Raw genomic sequence first — 15,172 nt, 5'->3', positions numbered from 1 at the left:
CTGCAACGGCCGCGCGATCGCGTCTGCTCGCGCCTGCGAATCGGGGCGCTCGGGTGTCAGCGCGACGCCGAGCCCGGCCCGCGACCCACACGAGCGAGCAGGCGATCGTGGACCGGCGTGGCCAGCCCGCGGCGCGCGGCCACGTCCACGAACCAGCCGTTTCGCCACGCCCACTCTTTGACGGCGCCGCGGTAGCTGGAGATCGACAGGCTGTAGTCGCGCAGGCGCTGGAGCAAGGGCCCCGGCTCGAGCTCCACGCCGAGCTCGGCCTCGCCCACCGCCTGAAGCTCGGCGACCACGGCCGCGAGCACGTCGGCGTGCTCACGGACGACCCTGCCCACGTCGCACGCGAAGGCCTCGCAGCACAGGCCGAACACGCAATTCCACAGCAGCTTCTCGAGCTCGACGCCCGCGAAGACCTCCTCGTCGACGACCTCGGCCGGCAGACCGCAGGCCGTGAACGCCTCGACCACGGCCTGCGCCCGCGGGCCGCAAAAAGGGCTCTCGCCGCCGGGCTCGATCGCCGCCCCGCGCGAGGGCACGGCCATGAAGAGCAGCCCCCGCGTACAACCCGAGAGCCCCTGCTCGGCCAACCACGGCCGCAGCATGCCATTTTGCACGAACACCAGATCCTCGCGCCGCGCCGCCGGCACGCGCTCGAGCACCGCTGGCAGGTCGTCGTTGCGGACCGCGAGCAGCACCGGATCGCCGGCCTCGCCCGCGAGCTGCTCCCAACCCGAGCTGCGGTCGATCAGCGAGAAGCGCGAGGGATCGCGTTTTGCCAGGGCCGTGCCAATGCGCCCCGCGCCAATCACCAACACGCTCACGCGGCCCCCGCTTCGTCGTCCTCGACCCCGGTGACCCGCTCGAAGTGCTCGCGCAGCGCCGCGTTGACCTGCGCCGCGGCCTCCTGGTTGACCCAGTGCCCGGCCGCATCGATGAGCACGCGATCGAAGTCGCGGATCCAGCTGGTGTAGCGCTCGGGCTCGGCGAACCACGGCCCGAGGGCGTGGTCTTGCAGGCCCCAGATCAACCGCGTGGGCACCTCGATGGACGCCAGCGGCCGCGGCAGCCGGCGCAGGGCCGCGCGGTAGTAGTTGAGCCCCGGCAGCCCGCGCTCACGAAGCTGGCGCACGTAGGGGCGCATGCGCTCGGTGGTGAAGGGCTCGGGATTGTAGGCCGCGTCGTGGAAGAGCTCGCGGACCTTGGCCTCGGGATCGCGGGTGAACACGCGCTCGGGCAAGAAGGGCAGCTGGAAGAAGAACATGTACCAGCTGCGCCGGAGCTGCTCGAGGCGGCGAAACTCCTTGACCAGGAGCTGTGCCGGCGGACAGTTGAGCACGCTGAGGCTGTGCAGACGCTCGCCGTGGTGTTGAGCGACCGCCCAGGCCACGGCGCCGCCCCAGTCGTGGCCGACGAGGTGGACCTTGTCCACGCCGACCGCGTCGATCAGCTCGACGACGTCGCGGACCAGCAGATCCATGTCGTAGTCGCGGACCCGCGGCGGCGCGTCCGTGCCCCCGTAGCCGCGCATGTCCGGGGCGATGACCCGGTAGCGATCCGAGAGCCCCGCGAGCTGCTCGCGCCAGCTGACCGCGAGCTCGGGGAAGCCGTGGAGGCACAGGACCACCGGCGCGTCCTGAGGACCGCGCTCGTACCAGCGCATGCGCAGCCCAGAGAACAGACAGCCCACGAAAGTCTGCGTCTCCGGTGGAAAGAACGCGAGATCGTCCATGACGAACGGTTAGCACATGGCGCCCACGGGCGAAACGCCGGCTACACTCGCCCGCCATGGCCTCGCAAACGCCTCTCAGCACCGCCCTCGGCGCCGCTTCTCGGGCCCTGCCCTGCCTCGCCCTGGCCATGCTCGGCACCGGCTGCCCGGCCCCGCCCCAGACCAGTGACCAATCCGAGCCAGCCCCGGCCTCGGTCGCCGCCACGTCACGCCCGAACGCCGGCCCCGAATTCGTGCTCGCGCCCGAAGAGGGCGAGGTCGCGGCCCTCGTCCTCGCCGAGCGCGAGCGGACCAGCGCCGCCGGCCAGCGCCTGCTCGTCTACGTGGGCGCGAGCTGGTGCGAGCCCTGCCAGGCCTTTCATGAAGCCGTCGAGGCCGGGCGCTACGACGAGGTCTTCCCCGATCTTCGCCTGCTGGAGTTCGACCTCGACCGCGACCGCGAGCGGCTCACGGCCGCCGGCTGCCGCTCCAAGCTGATCCCCCTGTTCGCCCTCCCCGGGCCCGACGGTCACTGCGGGAGCGCGCGCATGGAGGGCGGGATCAAGGGGCCCGAGGCCGCCGAGAACATCCGCGGGCGCCTCGAGAGCCTGCTGGCCGCGACCCCCTGACGCCCCAGCGCCCTCCCCCGCTCGCGCACCTGCTCGCGAGTACGGTCACCTGCGGCCTTTCGGAGACCCGCCGCACCCACTAAGATCGGCCGCGCATGACCGGTGTACAGGCCCAAGCCGGCGCCCACCAGGAGTTCCCCTGCGAGTCCTGCGGCGCCAAGCTCCACTTCACCCCTGGCAGCGATCAGCTCCAGTGCCCCTACTGCGGCCACAGCCAGACCATCGCCAAGCCAGAGGCCGGCCGCGTCGAAGAGCGCGACCTCGAGACCGCGCTGCGCCAGCTCGCCCAGCGCCCCGTCAGCGAGCTCGCCCAGGGCGGCCACGAGATCCAGTGCAGCGGCTGCGGAGCGATCACCGTGGTCACCGGCCAGGCCAGCGCCTGCCCATTTTGCGACTCCCCCGTGGTCGTCCCCATCGAGGAGGACCGGGCGATGATCGTGCCCGAGAGCGTGCTGCCCTTCGCCGTCGATCAGGCCAAGGCCGGCGAGCAATTCAAGGAGTGGATCACCAGCCGGTGGTTCGCGCCCAACGACCTCGCCGACCGGGCCAAGCGCGCGCGCATGGACGGGGTCTACCTGCCCTACTACACCTTCGACGCCCAGACCTTCACCCGCTACCGGGGCGAGCGCGGCGACGACTACACCGTGACGGAGACCTACACCGACTCCGAGGGCAACACCCAGACCCGCGAGGTCACAAAGACCCGCTGGTCCAACGTCAGCGGCCGGGTCAGCGTGCACTTCGACGACGTCCTGGTCTGCGGCTCCACCTCCCTGCCCGCGGCCCTCGTCGACGAGCTCGAGCCCTGGGACCTCCACGATCTGCGCCCCTTCGACCCCGGCTTCCTCAGCGGCTTCATGGCCGAGCGCGCCTCCTTGGACCTGCCCAGCGGCTACGAGGCCGCCAAGCACAAGATGGGCCCGCGCGTCGACCAGGCCATCCGCCACGACATCGGCGGCGACCACCAGCGCATCCACGGCAAGTCGACCGACTACGAGGACACCACCTTCAAGCTCTTCTTGCTCCCGCTGTGGCTGTCGAGCTTCCGCTACGAGGACCAGGTCTACCGCTTCGTGGTCAACGCCCGCACCGGCGAGGCGACCGGCGAGCGGCCGTGGAGCAAGACCAAGATCGCCCTGGCGATCATCGGCGGCATCTTGCTGATCGCCGCGATCGCCTTCCTCTTCGTCTACCTCCGGGGACGCTGAGCCATGCCCAAGCTGGCGAAGCAGCTGCGTGACAACCTGCGCGCGCCGGCCCGCGGCGCCGGGCTGATCGCCTGGACCGCGCTGATGCTCGGCGCAGCCGAGGCCCACAAGGCCGTCGATCGCAAGCTCGGCCCCGGCACCCGCCAAGACCAGCTCTTCGAACGCTACATGCGGACCTGGACCGGCGCGATCTTGACGATGAACGCCATCGACGTCGAGATCGTCGGCGCGCTCCCGCCCGCCAGCGCCGGCCCGCGCATGGTCATCAGCAACCACCGCTCGGCCGTCGACATCCCGATCTTGCTGACCCACTTCGGCGGCTCCGTGCTCAGCCGCGCCGACCTCGAGGACTGGCCGCTGCTCGGCCTCGCCGCCCAAAAGGCCCAGACGATCTTCGTCGAGCGCGACAACCAACACAGCGGCGCCCAGGCGATCCGGGCGATCCGGGCCCAGCTCCAGCGCGGGCGGACCGTCAACATCTTCCCCGAGGGCACCACCTTCGCCGGCGACGAGGTCCGCCCCTTCAACGCCGGCGCCTTCGTGGCGACCCGCGGCCTCGACGTGGACTTCGTCCCCGTCGGCCTGGCCTACCCGCCGGGCTGTGAGTACGTCGAGGACAGCTTCGTCGCCCACGCCCAGGCCATCGCCAGCCGCCCGCGCACGCCGGTGGTCATGCGCGTGGGCGAGGTCCAGCGCTTCTCGGGCAAGGCCGCCCGCGCGGCGGCGCTGGCCGAGACGCTGCGCGCCCAGGTTCAGGTCCTCGTCGACGAGGCCCGCCAGCACGCCCTCGAGGGTCGACGAGCATGAAGACGAACACGACAATGACCGACTCGATCTGGCGACACGAAGCATACAGCGAGCTATCGTCTCGATGGCCGCGAGACGGGCGGCACATCCTGGCCAGCTACGACGCCGAGACCATCATCGTCTATCAAGCCTACGCTCCGGCGATCGGCCACGCGGCCGCCGAAGACGGCAAGCTCGGGAGAGGCGGGTTCAGCTTCGATCGCATGAGCTGGATCAAGCCGAACTTCCTGTGGATGATGTACCGCTCGGGCTGGGGCACCAAGAAGAGCCAGGAGGTCACGTTGGCTTTGCAGCTCCGCCGAGACTTCTTCGACGGCCTGCTGGCGAGCTGTGTCCCATCCTCCTATCAGCACGACATCTATGACTCGAAGTCCGAGTGGCAGGCGCAGGTCAAGGCTTCGACGGTCAGGATCCAGTGGGACCCCGACCATCACCCGAGCGGCGCGCCCGTGGATCGGCGCGCCCTCCAGCTCGGCTTGCGCGGCCCGGCGCTCCGGCAGATGGCAGACCAGGCGACAGTCTCGATCCGCGACATCTCCAAATTCGTCGCGGAGCAGCGCACCTTCGTCACGGGCCGTCGTCTGAATCAGTTGTTCGTGCCGGACGAGAAGGTCTATCCAGTCGAGTCCGCGCAGACCCGCGAGCGGCTGAAGCTCTCGGACTGGCCGTGAGCATCTCCCCCCGCTCCAAAGCCCCAACGACGCGCGGGTCGCCACCATTGCCGCCAACTCAGCCCGAGTCGGCGCCGGGAGGCCGCAGCCGGACCATCGTCGCTCCCCAACCGCCCTCGCCTTGCCCGCCCAGGCGATAGCTCTCCACCCCGGGGTGCTTGTCGAGCAACGCATGAACCGTACGCCGAAGCACCCCCTTGCCCTTTCCATGCACCACCCGCATGTCCAGGATTCCCCGCGCGCGGCAGACCGCGATGGCCTCGCGCACGAGGGGCGCGACCTCCTTGGGTGAAAAATTGTGCAAGTCGAGCTCGCCGTCCATGTCGAGCTCGGCCGGCGGGCGGGTGTGATCGAGGCCCGCGGCGCCGGCCCAGGGCGCCGCCGACAGACCCGCGGGCTCGGCCTTGGCCACGGCCTGCGGGCGGGTCAGGGGCGGCGTCGGCTGGCGACGGATGACCTCGACCTTGCCCAGGCGCTCGGCGAGGCCCGCGAGCAAGCCGAGCTCGCCCTCGCTGCGGTAGCGTCGCCAGCGCCCCGCGACCAGGACCTCGAGGCTGCGGCGCAGCCGGTCGCCGCGCCGGCGCTCGACGACCCGCAGCTCGCCAAAGAGCGCGGCCGCGACGAAGTCCACGAGCAGATCCAGGGCCTCCTCGCGGCTGTCTTCGTCGCGCTCGGGGCCGAGGTCTTCGCCGAGCTCGAAGCGCTCGCGCCAGCCCTCGAATCGGGCGTACACATGTCCGCCCTCGCTCTCTCCCTCCCTCTCGATGGCGACGCGCACGATCGCCGGCGCTCGCCCGGCGGGAAAGGCCAGCGCGGCCTCGTCCTCGCGCCAGTCGACGCCCACGGCCGAGGCCCAGGCGCGCAGGCGAGCCAGCCCCTCCTCGCCGCCCATCGCTCAGCTCCAGCGTTGGGCACCGCGCGAGCGACCCTGCCCGGCCGAGCTCACGGCCTGGACTCCTGCGCGCGGCGCTCGGCGATCACCGCCACGAGCACGGCGCGGACGCCCGCCTGATCGAGGCCGCGCAGGGACTGCATGAGCATCTCGGTCGCGTACTGCATGCCGACGAGCGAGAGGTTGACCGGGGTGAACGGCGCCTCGATCTCGTTGCGGTAGAGGTGGCGAAGGAGCTTCTCGAGCGCTTCGGTCGAGACACCGGTGAGCGCCATGGGGGTCGTCTGAGGCATCGCGCCACACTTAGCAGGCTGTCACCATCGCGCAAACCTGGGCGCGAGAAGCCGCCGAGACGGGTATCAGGTCGCCATCTCGGGCCACCACGGGGGCAGCTCAGCGATGCCGGCGCCATCAGGGTCGGGTCGGGTCGCGCGAGTACGACCGGCTCCCCCCGATGTTTCACGGCTCGGGCGGTGCGGACTCACGACCACGCGCGGCTTTTTTCTGAAGCCGGGAAATATTCATGGTGGGTCTGAGTTGCGAACCGCCGAGGACGAGGGAGACAGGAGAGACAAGATCATGTTCATCACCATTGCAGCCGCCATCACCGTCGCATCCGCCACCATCTTGCCTGCAGCCGCAGAAGTGGTCCGGATCGTCGAGGAGCGCAACAACCCCATTCGCCAGCTCGCGGTGCCCACCCGCCGCAGCCAGGTCGAGGGCAAAAAGCGCTAGCGATGCGCTAAATAGCAAGCGAGCCCGCGCTCTCCTCGAGGAGGCGCGGGCTCTTCAATTGGTTGCGGCTCAAAACCACACGGGGCTGGTCCAGGCGCGCTCCTGGATCAGCTCCGGCGCCGTCTCGCAGGCGGTCGGAAGCTCCTCGCCCGCCGCCTCGAGGGCGTTGCAGTCGCGGGTGCTCCAGCGGCAAGACGGGACCTCGACCACGCGGGCGTAATACCAGGCCCGCTCGCTGGGATCGAAGTCGGGGTCGCGCCACACGGCGCAAAGCGAGCTCGATCCGCTGCCGCTGCGCTCGCAGGTCTGGGTGTCCACGCTCGCGTCGCCGACCTCGCCGGCGACATCGAAGACCTCGATGTGCTGCTCGCCCTCGGCGTCGATCCAGCCCTTGATGATCTGCGCGCGCTCGAGGTCGGCGCCGGGCGTGGTCTCGGTGCCAGGATCCTTGAGCGCCGAGACCACGAACACCGGAGCGTCTGCACCGGCCGGGGCCTCGGGCAGGTCGCCGCCCATGGGCACGCCCCCGGCGTAGCCCGCCTCGACCAGGTCCGCCTGCCCGCACATGTCCTCGGGATAGTCCCAGCCGCCAAAGAAGCGCACGGCCATGCGCGGGCCAGAGGTGCCGTAGGTCTCGCGCCGACGCATCGCGTCGAAGATCGCGTTGCGGCTGTTTTCTTCGGCCCACACGGCGATCAGCCCGCCCGGAGAGTTTTGCGGGCCGCCCGGCGCGGCGCCGGTGAGCCTGGCCTGCGGACCGCCTTCGACGCTGCCAAAGTGCCCCGCGAAGCGGTCCTCGGCCACGGCCCCGGGGGTGCCGTTGTGGGTGTCGGTGCTGGCCATCAGCCCGAGCTTGTAGGGGTTCACGCCCAGGCGCGCCTCCTCCTCCAGGCCGGCGAGCAGGATCCCGCGCACGAAGTCGACCCGAGACACGCAGCCGCCGTTGACCATCCCCTGGCTGCCGGTTCCATCGAGGCAGTCTTCAAACTCGCCGGTGCGCAGCTTCTCGAAGTCGCACAGCTCGTCGGGCTCGCCCAAGATCCCCGACAGGCCGTTCATGCACTCGCTGTCGCCCTTGTGTTGGAAGACCTCGATCAGCGGCTCGAGCTCGGCGCGCAGGCCCGCGAGCTCGACCTGGTCGCCCTCGGGATACTCGACCACGAACATGTTGCCGTTGGACCAGTTCGAGTTGTGCGGGATCGCCAGCACGTCACAGCCGCGCAGGCCGTCGATGCAGTCGCGCTTCAGCGCTCGCCACAGCCCCCAGAAGTCGGGCTCCTCGAAGTGCGAGCTCGGCAGCGCCGGGACCGTGGCGTTGCGAAAGATGACGTTGCGGTGGAGGTTGGACAGGGCCTTGGCCCCGGACCACTCGTAGCCGACGAAGCTGGTGAAGCTGCACGCGGCGCTGCGATCGTAGGCTTCTTCGGCGGCCTGCTGGGTCCGCCCCCAGGCGTCGTCGAGGTAGCTCGGGCAGTCGGCGCTGTCACAGATCGTGCTCGGTCGGTTGGGTGATGACGAGCCGAGCAGCAGGCCCCACTGGACCATCACGGCGACGTCGCCCTCGCGCATGCCCACGCACAGCTCGCTGTCGTAGGCCGAGGAGCTGGGATCCACGCAGGCCGCGACCTCGCCGAGGTACTCGCCGTGATCGGTGACCGCGGCGAAGTCGAGGGGGCGATCGATCTGGAGGCTCTGCACGCCGCCCTGATCGTCGGGGATGTCCACGGCCGCCCCGCGGGCGAAGTCGTAGGCGGCGAAGGGATCGACGCGGACCTCGTTGACGTAGGCGTCGAAGGAGTAGCTGGTGTGAACGTGGAGGTCGCCGAAGTAGACGTTGCGCAGCTCGTTGTGGTCGCTGCAGGCCTCGCGCGCGTCGGCGAAGGGATCGGGCTCGGCCTCGGGCCGACACGCCGCGAGGGCGAGCAGGGCCGCGAGGGCGGGGGTGATGGGACGCGCGCGCATGGCCCCAGTGTGCCCAAGCTCGCTCACGACCAAAAGCCGAGCACCCGCTCGAAGGTCCACGCCGAGGCCAGGGCGCCCATGGCCCAGACCAGGGCGATTTTGGCCCCGAGCGCCAATTTCTCGGTCTGGTGGGCCCCAAAGAGCGCATCTGCGAGGCGGCGCAGGCCAAAAAAGCCTGCGATCAGCGCGGCGACCACGGCGAGCTGACCGAGCTCGACGCCGAGGTTGAAGGCCAGCAAGGCCGCGGGCAGCTGCGTGGCGGGCAGGCCGATCTCGGCCAGGGCCCCCGCGAAGCCAAAGCCGTGGAGCAGGCCGAAGCCAAAGGCCACCAGCCAGGGGAAGCGCCACGTCCAGGTCTCGCGCGGACAGGTCTCGCGCGCGGCCTGGGGGTCGCGCGCGGCCTGGGCGAGCTCGCGGGCGAGGAGCAGGATCGACAGGGCGATGACGGCCTCCACGGGCGGGCTCGGCAAGGTCCACAGCCCGAGGGTCGAGGCCGCCAGGGTCATGCTGTGGGCGAGGGTGAAGGCGGTCACCGTCCACAGCAGCGGCGCCCAGCGGCCCCGACCAGCCCCCGCGCGGGATCCCGTCGAAGACGAACGCGCGCCGACGAGGAGCACCAAGCCGAGCACGAAGAGCAGGTGGTCGAAGCCCAGCAAGATGTGTTCGACGCCCACGCCCAGGTAGCGCGCGAAGACCCCCTGAGCGGGGGCCGCGTCCTCGCCAAGCTCGAGGCTCGGCGCGTCGGGGCCGAGCACGGTGGTCAGCGCGGTCCCGTCGGCGAAGCGCAGATCGACGACGACGTCGACCGGGTGGCGCTCGAGGCCCTCGACCCCCAGGGCGCCGACGAGGCCGCGCGCGCCGCAGTCGAGGACGAAGCGCTCGTTCACGGCTCGCGCGTCCTGGTCACCGCGCGCCTCGAGGCCGCAGTGCTCGGGCACCAACGGACGCAGCTCGCCCGCGGCGATCGGGCCGGCGCTCGACAGGCGGGGGGCGACCAGGCGCAGGTCGAAGCGGCCCCCGGCACCGGGGCGCTCGACCACGCGCAAGATCGCGGGGCGAAACTCGTGGGCGCGCGCGTCTTGGCCCAAGCCGAGGGCGACCGCCACGGCGGCGAGCAAGGGCAGCAACAGGGCGAGCAAGGCGCGTGCGCCAGGGCGCCAACGCGTGGACCCGGCGAACCTGGGTGACTCGAAGGCCCTCACGCGTCCTCCGGCAAGACCAGCTCATAGCGCGCGCGCAGCTCGTCCATGCCCGCAGCCACGGCCTGCTCGCGAGCGTCACGCAACAGCCCCCCGCGGGCCTGGGAGCGGACCTCGTCGACCGTCGCCAGCCGCCCGGACAGGCGATCATCGATGTGGACCAGGTGCCAGCCGTAGATCGAGCGCAGCCGATGCCAGCGCCCGTCGTCCTCGAGCGCGAGCAGGGCCTCGCCAAAGCCGGGCCCAAACTGGCGCTCGAGCTCCGCGGTGGACTTGGCCGCGATCACCTGACCGAGCGCGAAGGCCTCGCCCAGCGTGGCCGGATCGGCGCCCTCGGCCAGGGCCTGCTCGTACTCGGCGAGCTTGGCCTCGGGGACCACCCGCGAGGAGCTGCGCACGAACACGTGGGTGAACGCGGCCCGCGGGCCACGCTCGAAGCGCTCGGCGTGCGCGGCGATCCACGCCTCGAGCGCGGCGTCGTCGGGCTCGGGCAGCTCGCTGCGCTCCTCCAGCCAAAAGCGCATCTTCTGGACGAGGCGGCGGCGGACGATCGGGTCGCCGCGGTCGAGGCCCAGAGCTCGCGCCTCGCGATAGAGAATCTCGGTGTCGGCCCAGGCACGCAGCGCCGCGTCACGCTCCTCGTCCGTGGGCGGGTGTCCCAAGCGGCGGGACTCGGCCGCCTCGATCCGCGCGAGGGTCGACTCGCCGACCACCACGCGCTCGCCCTGCCCCGCCTCGGGGTCGACCAGGCGATAGAGGCCGAAGATCGCCAGGCCGAGCAGCCCGAAGTGGATCAGGGGTTCACGAGCCAGCGCGCGCAACACTCGGCGATGATCCGCGCTCTTCGTGCGCAGATCAACGCCCTCGCGCGCGAGCTCGCGTCAGCCGATCTCGGGGATCGTGAAGCAGGCGATCGAGGTGTCGATGCGGAAATTCGACTGGCTCGTGTGCCGCTCGGCGAAGAAGAAGTCGAGGCTGTAGGTCTCGCCGACCTCGATGCCCAAGGTCGCGGCCATCGCGTCCATGTCGATCTGCCCGCTGAGCTCGCCGTGGACCCCGCCCAGATCGATGCCGAGCTTGCCGTTGACGAAGGTGAAGAGGTCGTCGTCGCCGGTGAACTCGAACACCTCGCCGCCCTCGTAGGTGAACGCGCCGTGGAGCTCGAGGGTGAAGTGGTAGTTGTGGGTGTTGAACTCGTTGCCGAAGCCCTGATCGTCGATCGGAAAGAACTCCGAGTTGGCGTAGGTGTAGCTCCCGTCCATGTTGTCGGTCAGCGGGATCTCGATCTCGAAGGCCTGATTGACGCCCTCGACGTCGTGGTACCACTGGTCGAAGTTCTCCTTGCCGGTGGTCGTCGGCGTGTCCGGATCGCCGGCGTAGACGGGCTTGTCGTCGGCCCCGAGATCGACCGCGACGATGCCCGGGTCGACGCCCGAGAAGGTCTCGAAGTCCGGGTGCGAAGCCTGGAAGTCGCGGACCGTGGCGATCAAGGTCGAGCCGCAGTCCTCCTCGCCCGTCTCCGCGCTCCCGCCATCGGCCATGTCGAGGCCGCTACCGATGTCGAGCTTGATCCCTCCGGTGGTCGAGCTCGCCTCGTCCCCGTCTTCACTCTCGTCTTCTTCGCTCGCCGAGTCGCCCTCGTCGACGTCGGCGAGGGAGCTGATGCCTTCATCGGTCTCGGGCTCGTCGCCCGAGCAGGCCGTGGAGAGGGCGAGGCCGAGCGCGAGGGTGAGCGCCGGCACGGCGTGGCGCTTGGATGGCGATTGGGAATCCATGAACACAGTTTGCCAGAGCCCGAGGTGCCCCGCAGACGCTCTACAATTGTGTTTGCGAGCTCACAGCATGTCACGAGGAACCTTCACGAATCGGCCCTGTCTGGGCCCCTCGTGCGCCCGCATCCCCTGCTGCTCACCGCGTCGCTCCTCGCCCTCCCCCTGCTCGCCTGGTCGCAGGCCTGGGGATCCGGAGGACGATCGGGTAACGCGCAGCAGGAGCATTACGAGATCGACATTTACCCGGGGATCGAGCGCACTGATCTTCAGGTCACGCGCAGCTTCTCCAACCCCGGACTGGGCCAGGCCACCCTCGAGATCGATCTCCACCTCCCCTGCGAGGCTTCGCTGTCCGAGCTGCGCGTCCTCGACGGCTCGGGCGCCTGGATCGACGCCCAGATCCTCGAGCCACGCGACGCCGACCTTCGCTGGCAAGGCCACCTCGCGGACGCGGCCGCCCGCGGGCCGGGCGAGTCGCAGACCAACGGCGACACCGCCGTGTTACTCAGCCGCGACAGCAGCTGCGAGGCGACCCTCGAGCTCTACCCGATCCCCCCGCTCCAGACCCGGACCCTGTCCTACCGCCTGAGCTTCGAGCCAGACTACGACGACGGCAGCTACAGCGTCGCGCTCCCGCGCTTTCAGGACATCGGCGAGGCCGCCGAGCTGAAGGTCCACCAGGGCGTCGAGCCTGGCCTGTCCGTGGCCGTGAACGACTTGTCTCTCGGTGCCCGCGCGCAGCTCGAGCTCGACGGCCGCGACCCGACGAGCTTGACCATGGTCGCCAGCGATCCCCTGCGCGGCCTCGCCCGAGCCGCCGACCTCGACCTCGCCAGCCTCGGCGCCGCGTCCTCCTCGCGGCGCCTCGTCGCCGCCAACCTCGACCTCCCGCGGACCCTCGCGACCTTGCCCCCCGTGCGCCGCGTGACGGTGATCGTCGACGCCTCGCGCTCGCTCGAGGGCTACGAGCGCAAGGCGCTGACCACCGCGGCCGCGGCCTACCTCGAGCGCCTCGGCGCGGAGCAGCCCGAGGCCAAGGCCGAGATCCTGCTCGTCGATCGAGAGGTTCGCCCTTTCTACTACGGCTACGTTCCAGCCAGCTGGGCCGCCGACGCCCTCCTCGACCTCGAGTTCGAGGCGCAAAACGGCTCGGAGCTCGGCGCGGCCCTCGACGCCGCCCGAGCGCTGATGGCCGCCGATCGCGTCCAGGGGCCCACGCAAGCCAAGGGCGGCCTGGCCCCCGTCGACTGGGTCTTGCTGCTCTCGGACTTCGAGCTGCGCGCGGACTTCGAACTCGAGGATCAGCGGCGCGCCGCGGATGCCTCCGCGGTGCACATGCACGTCGCCCGGGTCACCGACGACGACGGTGCCCTCGGTTTCTCGCCGGACACCCTCTCCGAAACCTGGACCGCCATGGCCCACGAAAGCGGCGGCATGGGCTGGCGCCTCGATCCCAGCGACGCCGATCCCGAGCTCGTGGGCAGCGAGTGGCTGGCGCCCCGCCGGGTCTGGGGCCTCGAGTTCGTGCGCGAGGACGCCGACGCCCACCGAGAGCGCATCCCCCTGGCCGAGGCCGCCCTCGCGGGTACGCGGACCCACTGGGGGGAGGTGCTCGACGAGGCCCCGCAGAGCACCCGCGCGCTGTTCAGCGGCGCGGTCTGGGGCCAGACACGCAGCTGGGTCACCGCCCCTGATCTCGACTATGGGCTCGGCGTCGCCGCGACCGCGGCCATGGAGCTCGACGACTACGCCCTGAGCACGGAGGAGCGCGAGGCCCTGGCCATCCACGCCCAGGTCGTCTCGCGCTTCACCAGCGCCTTCGCCCTCGCTGCCTTCGCGGGCCCGCCTGCGCCCCCCTCTGGACCGAAGACCGTCACCTCGCGCACGGGGAGGGGCGGATCGGGCGGCTGCAGCATGGGCTTTGGCGCCCGCTGTGGCGGTGTACGCATGCGCCTGCCCACCCTCGAAGAGGGCCTCGCCGCGGCCATCGCCGCCTGCCCCGACGCCCCCGCGGGCGAGCTCCACTTCGAGGTCCACGCGCCCGAGATCCTCGCCGTCGACAGCCTCGACCGCTGCCTCGAGGAGGCGCTGTGGGCCGTCGATCTACGCGACTACGATCCCGTCCAGGACGGCCTCGTGGTCCTGCGCCACGGCGGCGGCGCGGCGGCAGCCCGAGACGGCGCCGCGAGCTTGAGCGCCGAGGTCGTCGCCGCTGAGCGCCGCTCCGAGCTGCTCGCCAAGCTGAAGTGAGCGCTCCGGGAGTTGTCGACGACACGACCAGCTGCGTCGGTGGGGTCTTGCATCGTGGCTCCGGAAGCCGAGGGAGCCCTACTCTTTTTGTGTTTTCATTTTCATAATTTGATCAAGCGTCAGCTTTCCTCATGACAAGTCACCTCCATTTGCATGATCTCGTGTTGCGATATCCTTGCATCTCGATCAGGGGCGCGAGGGATGCGTACGCGCCAGCGCTTGTCAGTCGTCAGTTGGCGAGTTGATCTCGGCGAGCGTGATCGTGGCCGAGAAGACAGTGATCCGCGCGCGCGTCACCGGTGAGATCCGCTATGCCGAGCACTTCGGGACCAACGCGGGTCACGGCCTGCGCGCAGGGTAGGTTAATATGGTGGAGTGTACTGCCGGGTTAGATGCTATGTGGTGAGCGAATTCAGTGTTTTCGCCGGGGGTTGCATGGAACTGAGTCATTGATGACGTCATGTTTTTCACCTATCGTAAGGCGTGAAGTCGGTAGGGGTGTGTCCTGGTCCGTTTAGATCTGCGAGCGCTTCCTGTTCTCGTTTGACTGGACTTCCGTCAACTCGAGTTCTTCCTATGTTGCGCCCTCGGACTTTGCCTTCGAGTGCCGACCCGACTTTTTTTCCGCCAGGAGTTTTTATCAGCTTCTCGGGGCGTTGTCCGCCACCTGCGAGTATTTGGCACCCTTGCTCCTCGAGCTTTTCGGCCTCCGAGCGAATCTTCGCGTTGTGGAGCGCGTTGGGATCCGTCTTGGGCCCGCACTTCTTCCCTTTATATCGTGGCGATCACCATGCGCCTGCCGCGGTGGGACGTTGAACTGGCGCACGATCCCCGCGCCGCGGGCTCGGGTGCTGTCGTGAGGTTAGACAGGGGAGTCATGTCAAGATCCTTGTAAGTTGAAACTCAACAGCTCCGAACCCCATCAGGGATGCGCTTATATGAGAAGCAGCCTCTTCTATATTCACCTCTGACTCCTCGATGCAGTGAAGATTGTCATCGTACCATGAAATCCATGCCCTGCCTGAATCATGATCGATCCTAGACATGGAAGGAAGTGGCCAATCTTTCATCTCAAAATTTTCAAGCGATCCAACTGCGGGCCAATCCCCCTGAAGGATGCCAAGGTCACCGAACCTACATGCAAGGATTGAGTTTTCTGGACGTACAGTCTGTAGGTCAATTTCCTCAACACCTGACACCCGAGGTCCAAAAAAGTATCCGAAGGCACGGCCCTTTTGATCTGCCCGTGTGAGTATACCCCATGCGAAACCATAGTCTTGCAAAGGGACCATGAAAACCATTCCAGGGGAAAGTTTTGCCTTCTTCATATCCT

The 15,172-nt window shown here is 69.4% G+C and carries 15 protein-coding genes; 6 read left to right on the top strand and 9 right to left on the bottom strand.

Annotation, left to right across the window (positions count from 1 at the left end; all coding sequences use genetic code 11):
• Positions 1-56: 56 nt before the first annotated feature.
• Both G6O69_RS24565 and G6O69_RS24560 read right to left on the bottom strand, forming a co-directional pair.
• Positions 57-827: a ketopantoate reductase C-terminal domain-containing protein gene (locus tag G6O69_RS24565; RefSeq protein WP_172305944.1), complete on the bottom strand. Its 771-nt coding sequence runs from the start codon at positions 825-827 to the stop codon at positions 57-59.
• A complete protein-coding gene (locus G6O69_RS24560) occupies positions 824-1,735 on the bottom strand; it encodes an alpha/beta fold hydrolase (protein WP_172305943.1) in 912 nt (303 codons plus the stop codon). Before G6O69_RS24560 ends, G6O69_RS24565 begins: the two co-directional genes overlap by 4 nt.
• Positions 1,736-1,791: 56 nt before the next feature.
• On the opposite strand from G6O69_RS24560, the gene G6O69_RS24555 reads away from it, so the two are divergent.
• The 4 genes from G6O69_RS24555 to G6O69_RS24540 all read left to right on the top strand — a co-directional run bounded on the left by G6O69_RS24555 (position 1,792) and on the right by G6O69_RS24540 (position 5,029).
• Entirely contained in the window at positions 1,792-2,343 is a 552-nt protein-coding gene (locus tag G6O69_RS24555; RefSeq protein WP_255215868.1) for a thioredoxin family protein, read from the top strand.
• A gap of 95 nt (positions 2,344-2,438) precedes the next feature.
• Positions 2,439-3,551 carry a hypothetical protein gene (locus tag G6O69_RS24550; RefSeq protein ID WP_172305942.1) on the top strand — a complete coding sequence of 371 codons (1,113 nt, stop codon included), beginning with the start codon at positions 2,439-2,441 and terminating at the stop codon, positions 3,549-3,551.
• 3 nt (positions 3,552-3,554) lie between these two features.
• The gene (locus G6O69_RS24545; RefSeq protein ID WP_172305941.1) at positions 3,555-4,358 is read left to right on the top strand and encodes a lysophospholipid acyltransferase family protein; all 804 of its coding nucleotides are present in this window, start codon (positions 3,555-3,557) and stop codon (positions 4,356-4,358) included.
• Positions 4,355-5,029 (top strand): DUF4291 domain-containing protein, encoded by a 675-nt coding sequence (locus G6O69_RS24540; protein ID WP_255215867.1) that lies wholly within the window; start codon positions 4,355-4,357, stop codon positions 5,027-5,029. Before G6O69_RS24545 ends, G6O69_RS24540 begins: the two co-directional genes overlap by 4 nt.
• 58 nt (positions 5,030-5,087) lie before the next feature.
• Here the strand turns inward: G6O69_RS24540 and G6O69_RS40540 are convergent, their stop codons facing one another.
• Together G6O69_RS40540 and G6O69_RS24530 are read right to left on the bottom strand one after the other, a co-directional pair.
• Positions 5,088-5,921, bottom strand: coding sequence for a Smr/MutS family protein (locus G6O69_RS40540; protein ID WP_255215866.1), 834 nt, complete (start codon positions 5,919-5,921; stop codon positions 5,088-5,090).
• Between the two features lie 50 nt (positions 5,922-5,971).
• A complete protein-coding gene (locus tag G6O69_RS24530) occupies positions 5,972-6,214 on the bottom strand; it encodes a hypothetical protein (RefSeq protein ID WP_172305940.1) in 243 nt (80 codons plus the stop codon).
• A 286-nt stretch (positions 6,215-6,500) separates the two neighbouring features.
• On the opposite strand from G6O69_RS24530, the gene G6O69_RS24525 reads away from it, so the two are divergent.
• Complete coding sequence (locus G6O69_RS24525) at positions 6,501-6,656, top strand: hypothetical protein (protein WP_172305939.1); 156 nt, start codon at positions 6,501-6,503, stop codon at positions 6,654-6,656.
• Positions 6,657-6,725: 69 nt separating this feature from the next.
• Here the strand turns inward: G6O69_RS24525 and G6O69_RS24520 are convergent, their stop codons facing one another.
• Genes G6O69_RS24520 through G6O69_RS24505 form a run of 4 tightly spaced genes read right to left on the bottom strand, consistent with a single transcriptional unit; the run spans position 6,726 to position 11,592 of the window.
• A complete protein-coding gene (locus G6O69_RS24520) occupies positions 6,726-8,618 on the bottom strand; it encodes a DUF3604 domain-containing protein (protein ID WP_172305938.1) in 1,893 nt (630 codons plus the stop codon).
• A gap of 23 nt (positions 8,619-8,641) precedes the next feature.
• Positions 8,642-9,757 (bottom strand): HupE/UreJ family protein, encoded by a 1,116-nt coding sequence (locus G6O69_RS24515; protein WP_172305937.1) that lies wholly within the window; start codon positions 9,755-9,757, stop codon positions 8,642-8,644.
• Between the two features lie 59 nt (positions 9,758-9,816).
• Positions 9,817-10,641: a peptidylprolyl isomerase gene (locus G6O69_RS24510; protein WP_172305936.1), complete on the bottom strand. Its 825-nt coding sequence runs from the start codon at positions 10,639-10,641 to the stop codon at positions 9,817-9,819.
• A gap of 57 nt (positions 10,642-10,698) precedes the next feature.
• Positions 10,699-11,592 (bottom strand): fibro-slime domain-containing protein, encoded by an 894-nt coding sequence (locus G6O69_RS24505; RefSeq protein ID WP_172305935.1) that lies wholly within the window; start codon positions 11,590-11,592, stop codon positions 10,699-10,701.
• A gap of 111 nt (positions 11,593-11,703) precedes the next feature.
• Between G6O69_RS24505 and G6O69_RS24500 the strand changes: the two genes are divergently transcribed.
• Positions 11,704-13,839, top strand: coding sequence for a hypothetical protein (locus G6O69_RS24500; protein WP_172305934.1), 2,136 nt, complete (start codon positions 11,704-11,706; stop codon positions 13,837-13,839).
• An 875-nt stretch (positions 13,840-14,714) separates the two neighbouring features.
• Here G6O69_RS24500 and G6O69_RS24495 read toward each other — a convergent pair.
• Entirely contained in the window at positions 14,715-15,167 is a 453-nt protein-coding gene (locus tag G6O69_RS24495) for an immunity 26/phosphotriesterase HocA family protein (RefSeq protein WP_172305933.1), read from the bottom strand.
• Positions 15,168-15,172 lie beyond the last annotated feature (5 nt).

The sequence above is a fragment of the Pseudenhygromyxa sp. WMMC2535 genome, from assembly GCF_011083025.2.
This window is presented reverse-complemented; position numbering and strand designations above follow the sequence as displayed.

Coding starts and splice junctions, on each gene's coding strand:
- G6O69_RS24540 (WP_255215867.1), top strand. CDS start 4,355: ATGAAGACGAACACGACAATGACCGACTCGATCTGGCGACACGAAGCA.
- G6O69_RS24550 (WP_172305942.1), top strand. CDS start 2,439: ATGACCGGTGTACAGGCCCAAGCCGGCGCCCACCAGGAGTTCCCCTGC.
- G6O69_RS40540 (WP_255215866.1), bottom strand. CDS start 5,921: ATGGGCGGCGAGGAGGGGCTGGCTCGCCTGCGCGCCTGGGCCTCGGCC.
- G6O69_RS24555 (WP_255215868.1), top strand. CDS start 1,792: ATGGCCTCGCAAACGCCTCTCAGCACCGCCCTCGGCGCCGCTTCTCGG.
- G6O69_RS24505 (WP_172305935.1), bottom strand. CDS start 11,592: ATGGATTCCCAATCGCCATCCAAGCGCCACGCCGTGCCGGCGCTCACC.
- G6O69_RS24545 (WP_172305941.1), top strand. CDS start 3,555: ATGCCCAAGCTGGCGAAGCAGCTGCGTGACAACCTGCGCGCGCCGGCC.
- G6O69_RS24530 (WP_172305940.1), bottom strand. CDS start 6,214: ATGCCTCAGACGACCCCCATGGCGCTCACCGGTGTCTCGACCGAAGCG.
- G6O69_RS24495 (WP_172305933.1), bottom strand. CDS start 15,167: ATGAAGAAGGCAAAACTTTCCCCTGGAATGGTTTTCATGGTCCCTTTG.
- G6O69_RS24520 (WP_172305938.1), bottom strand. CDS start 8,618: ATGCGCGCGCGTCCCATCACCCCCGCCCTCGCGGCCCTGCTCGCCCTC.
- G6O69_RS24525 (WP_172305939.1), top strand. CDS start 6,501: ATGTTCATCACCATTGCAGCCGCCATCACCGTCGCATCCGCCACCATC.
- G6O69_RS24560 (WP_172305943.1), bottom strand. CDS start 1,735: ATGGACGATCTCGCGTTCTTTCCACCGGAGACGCAGACTTTCGTGGGC.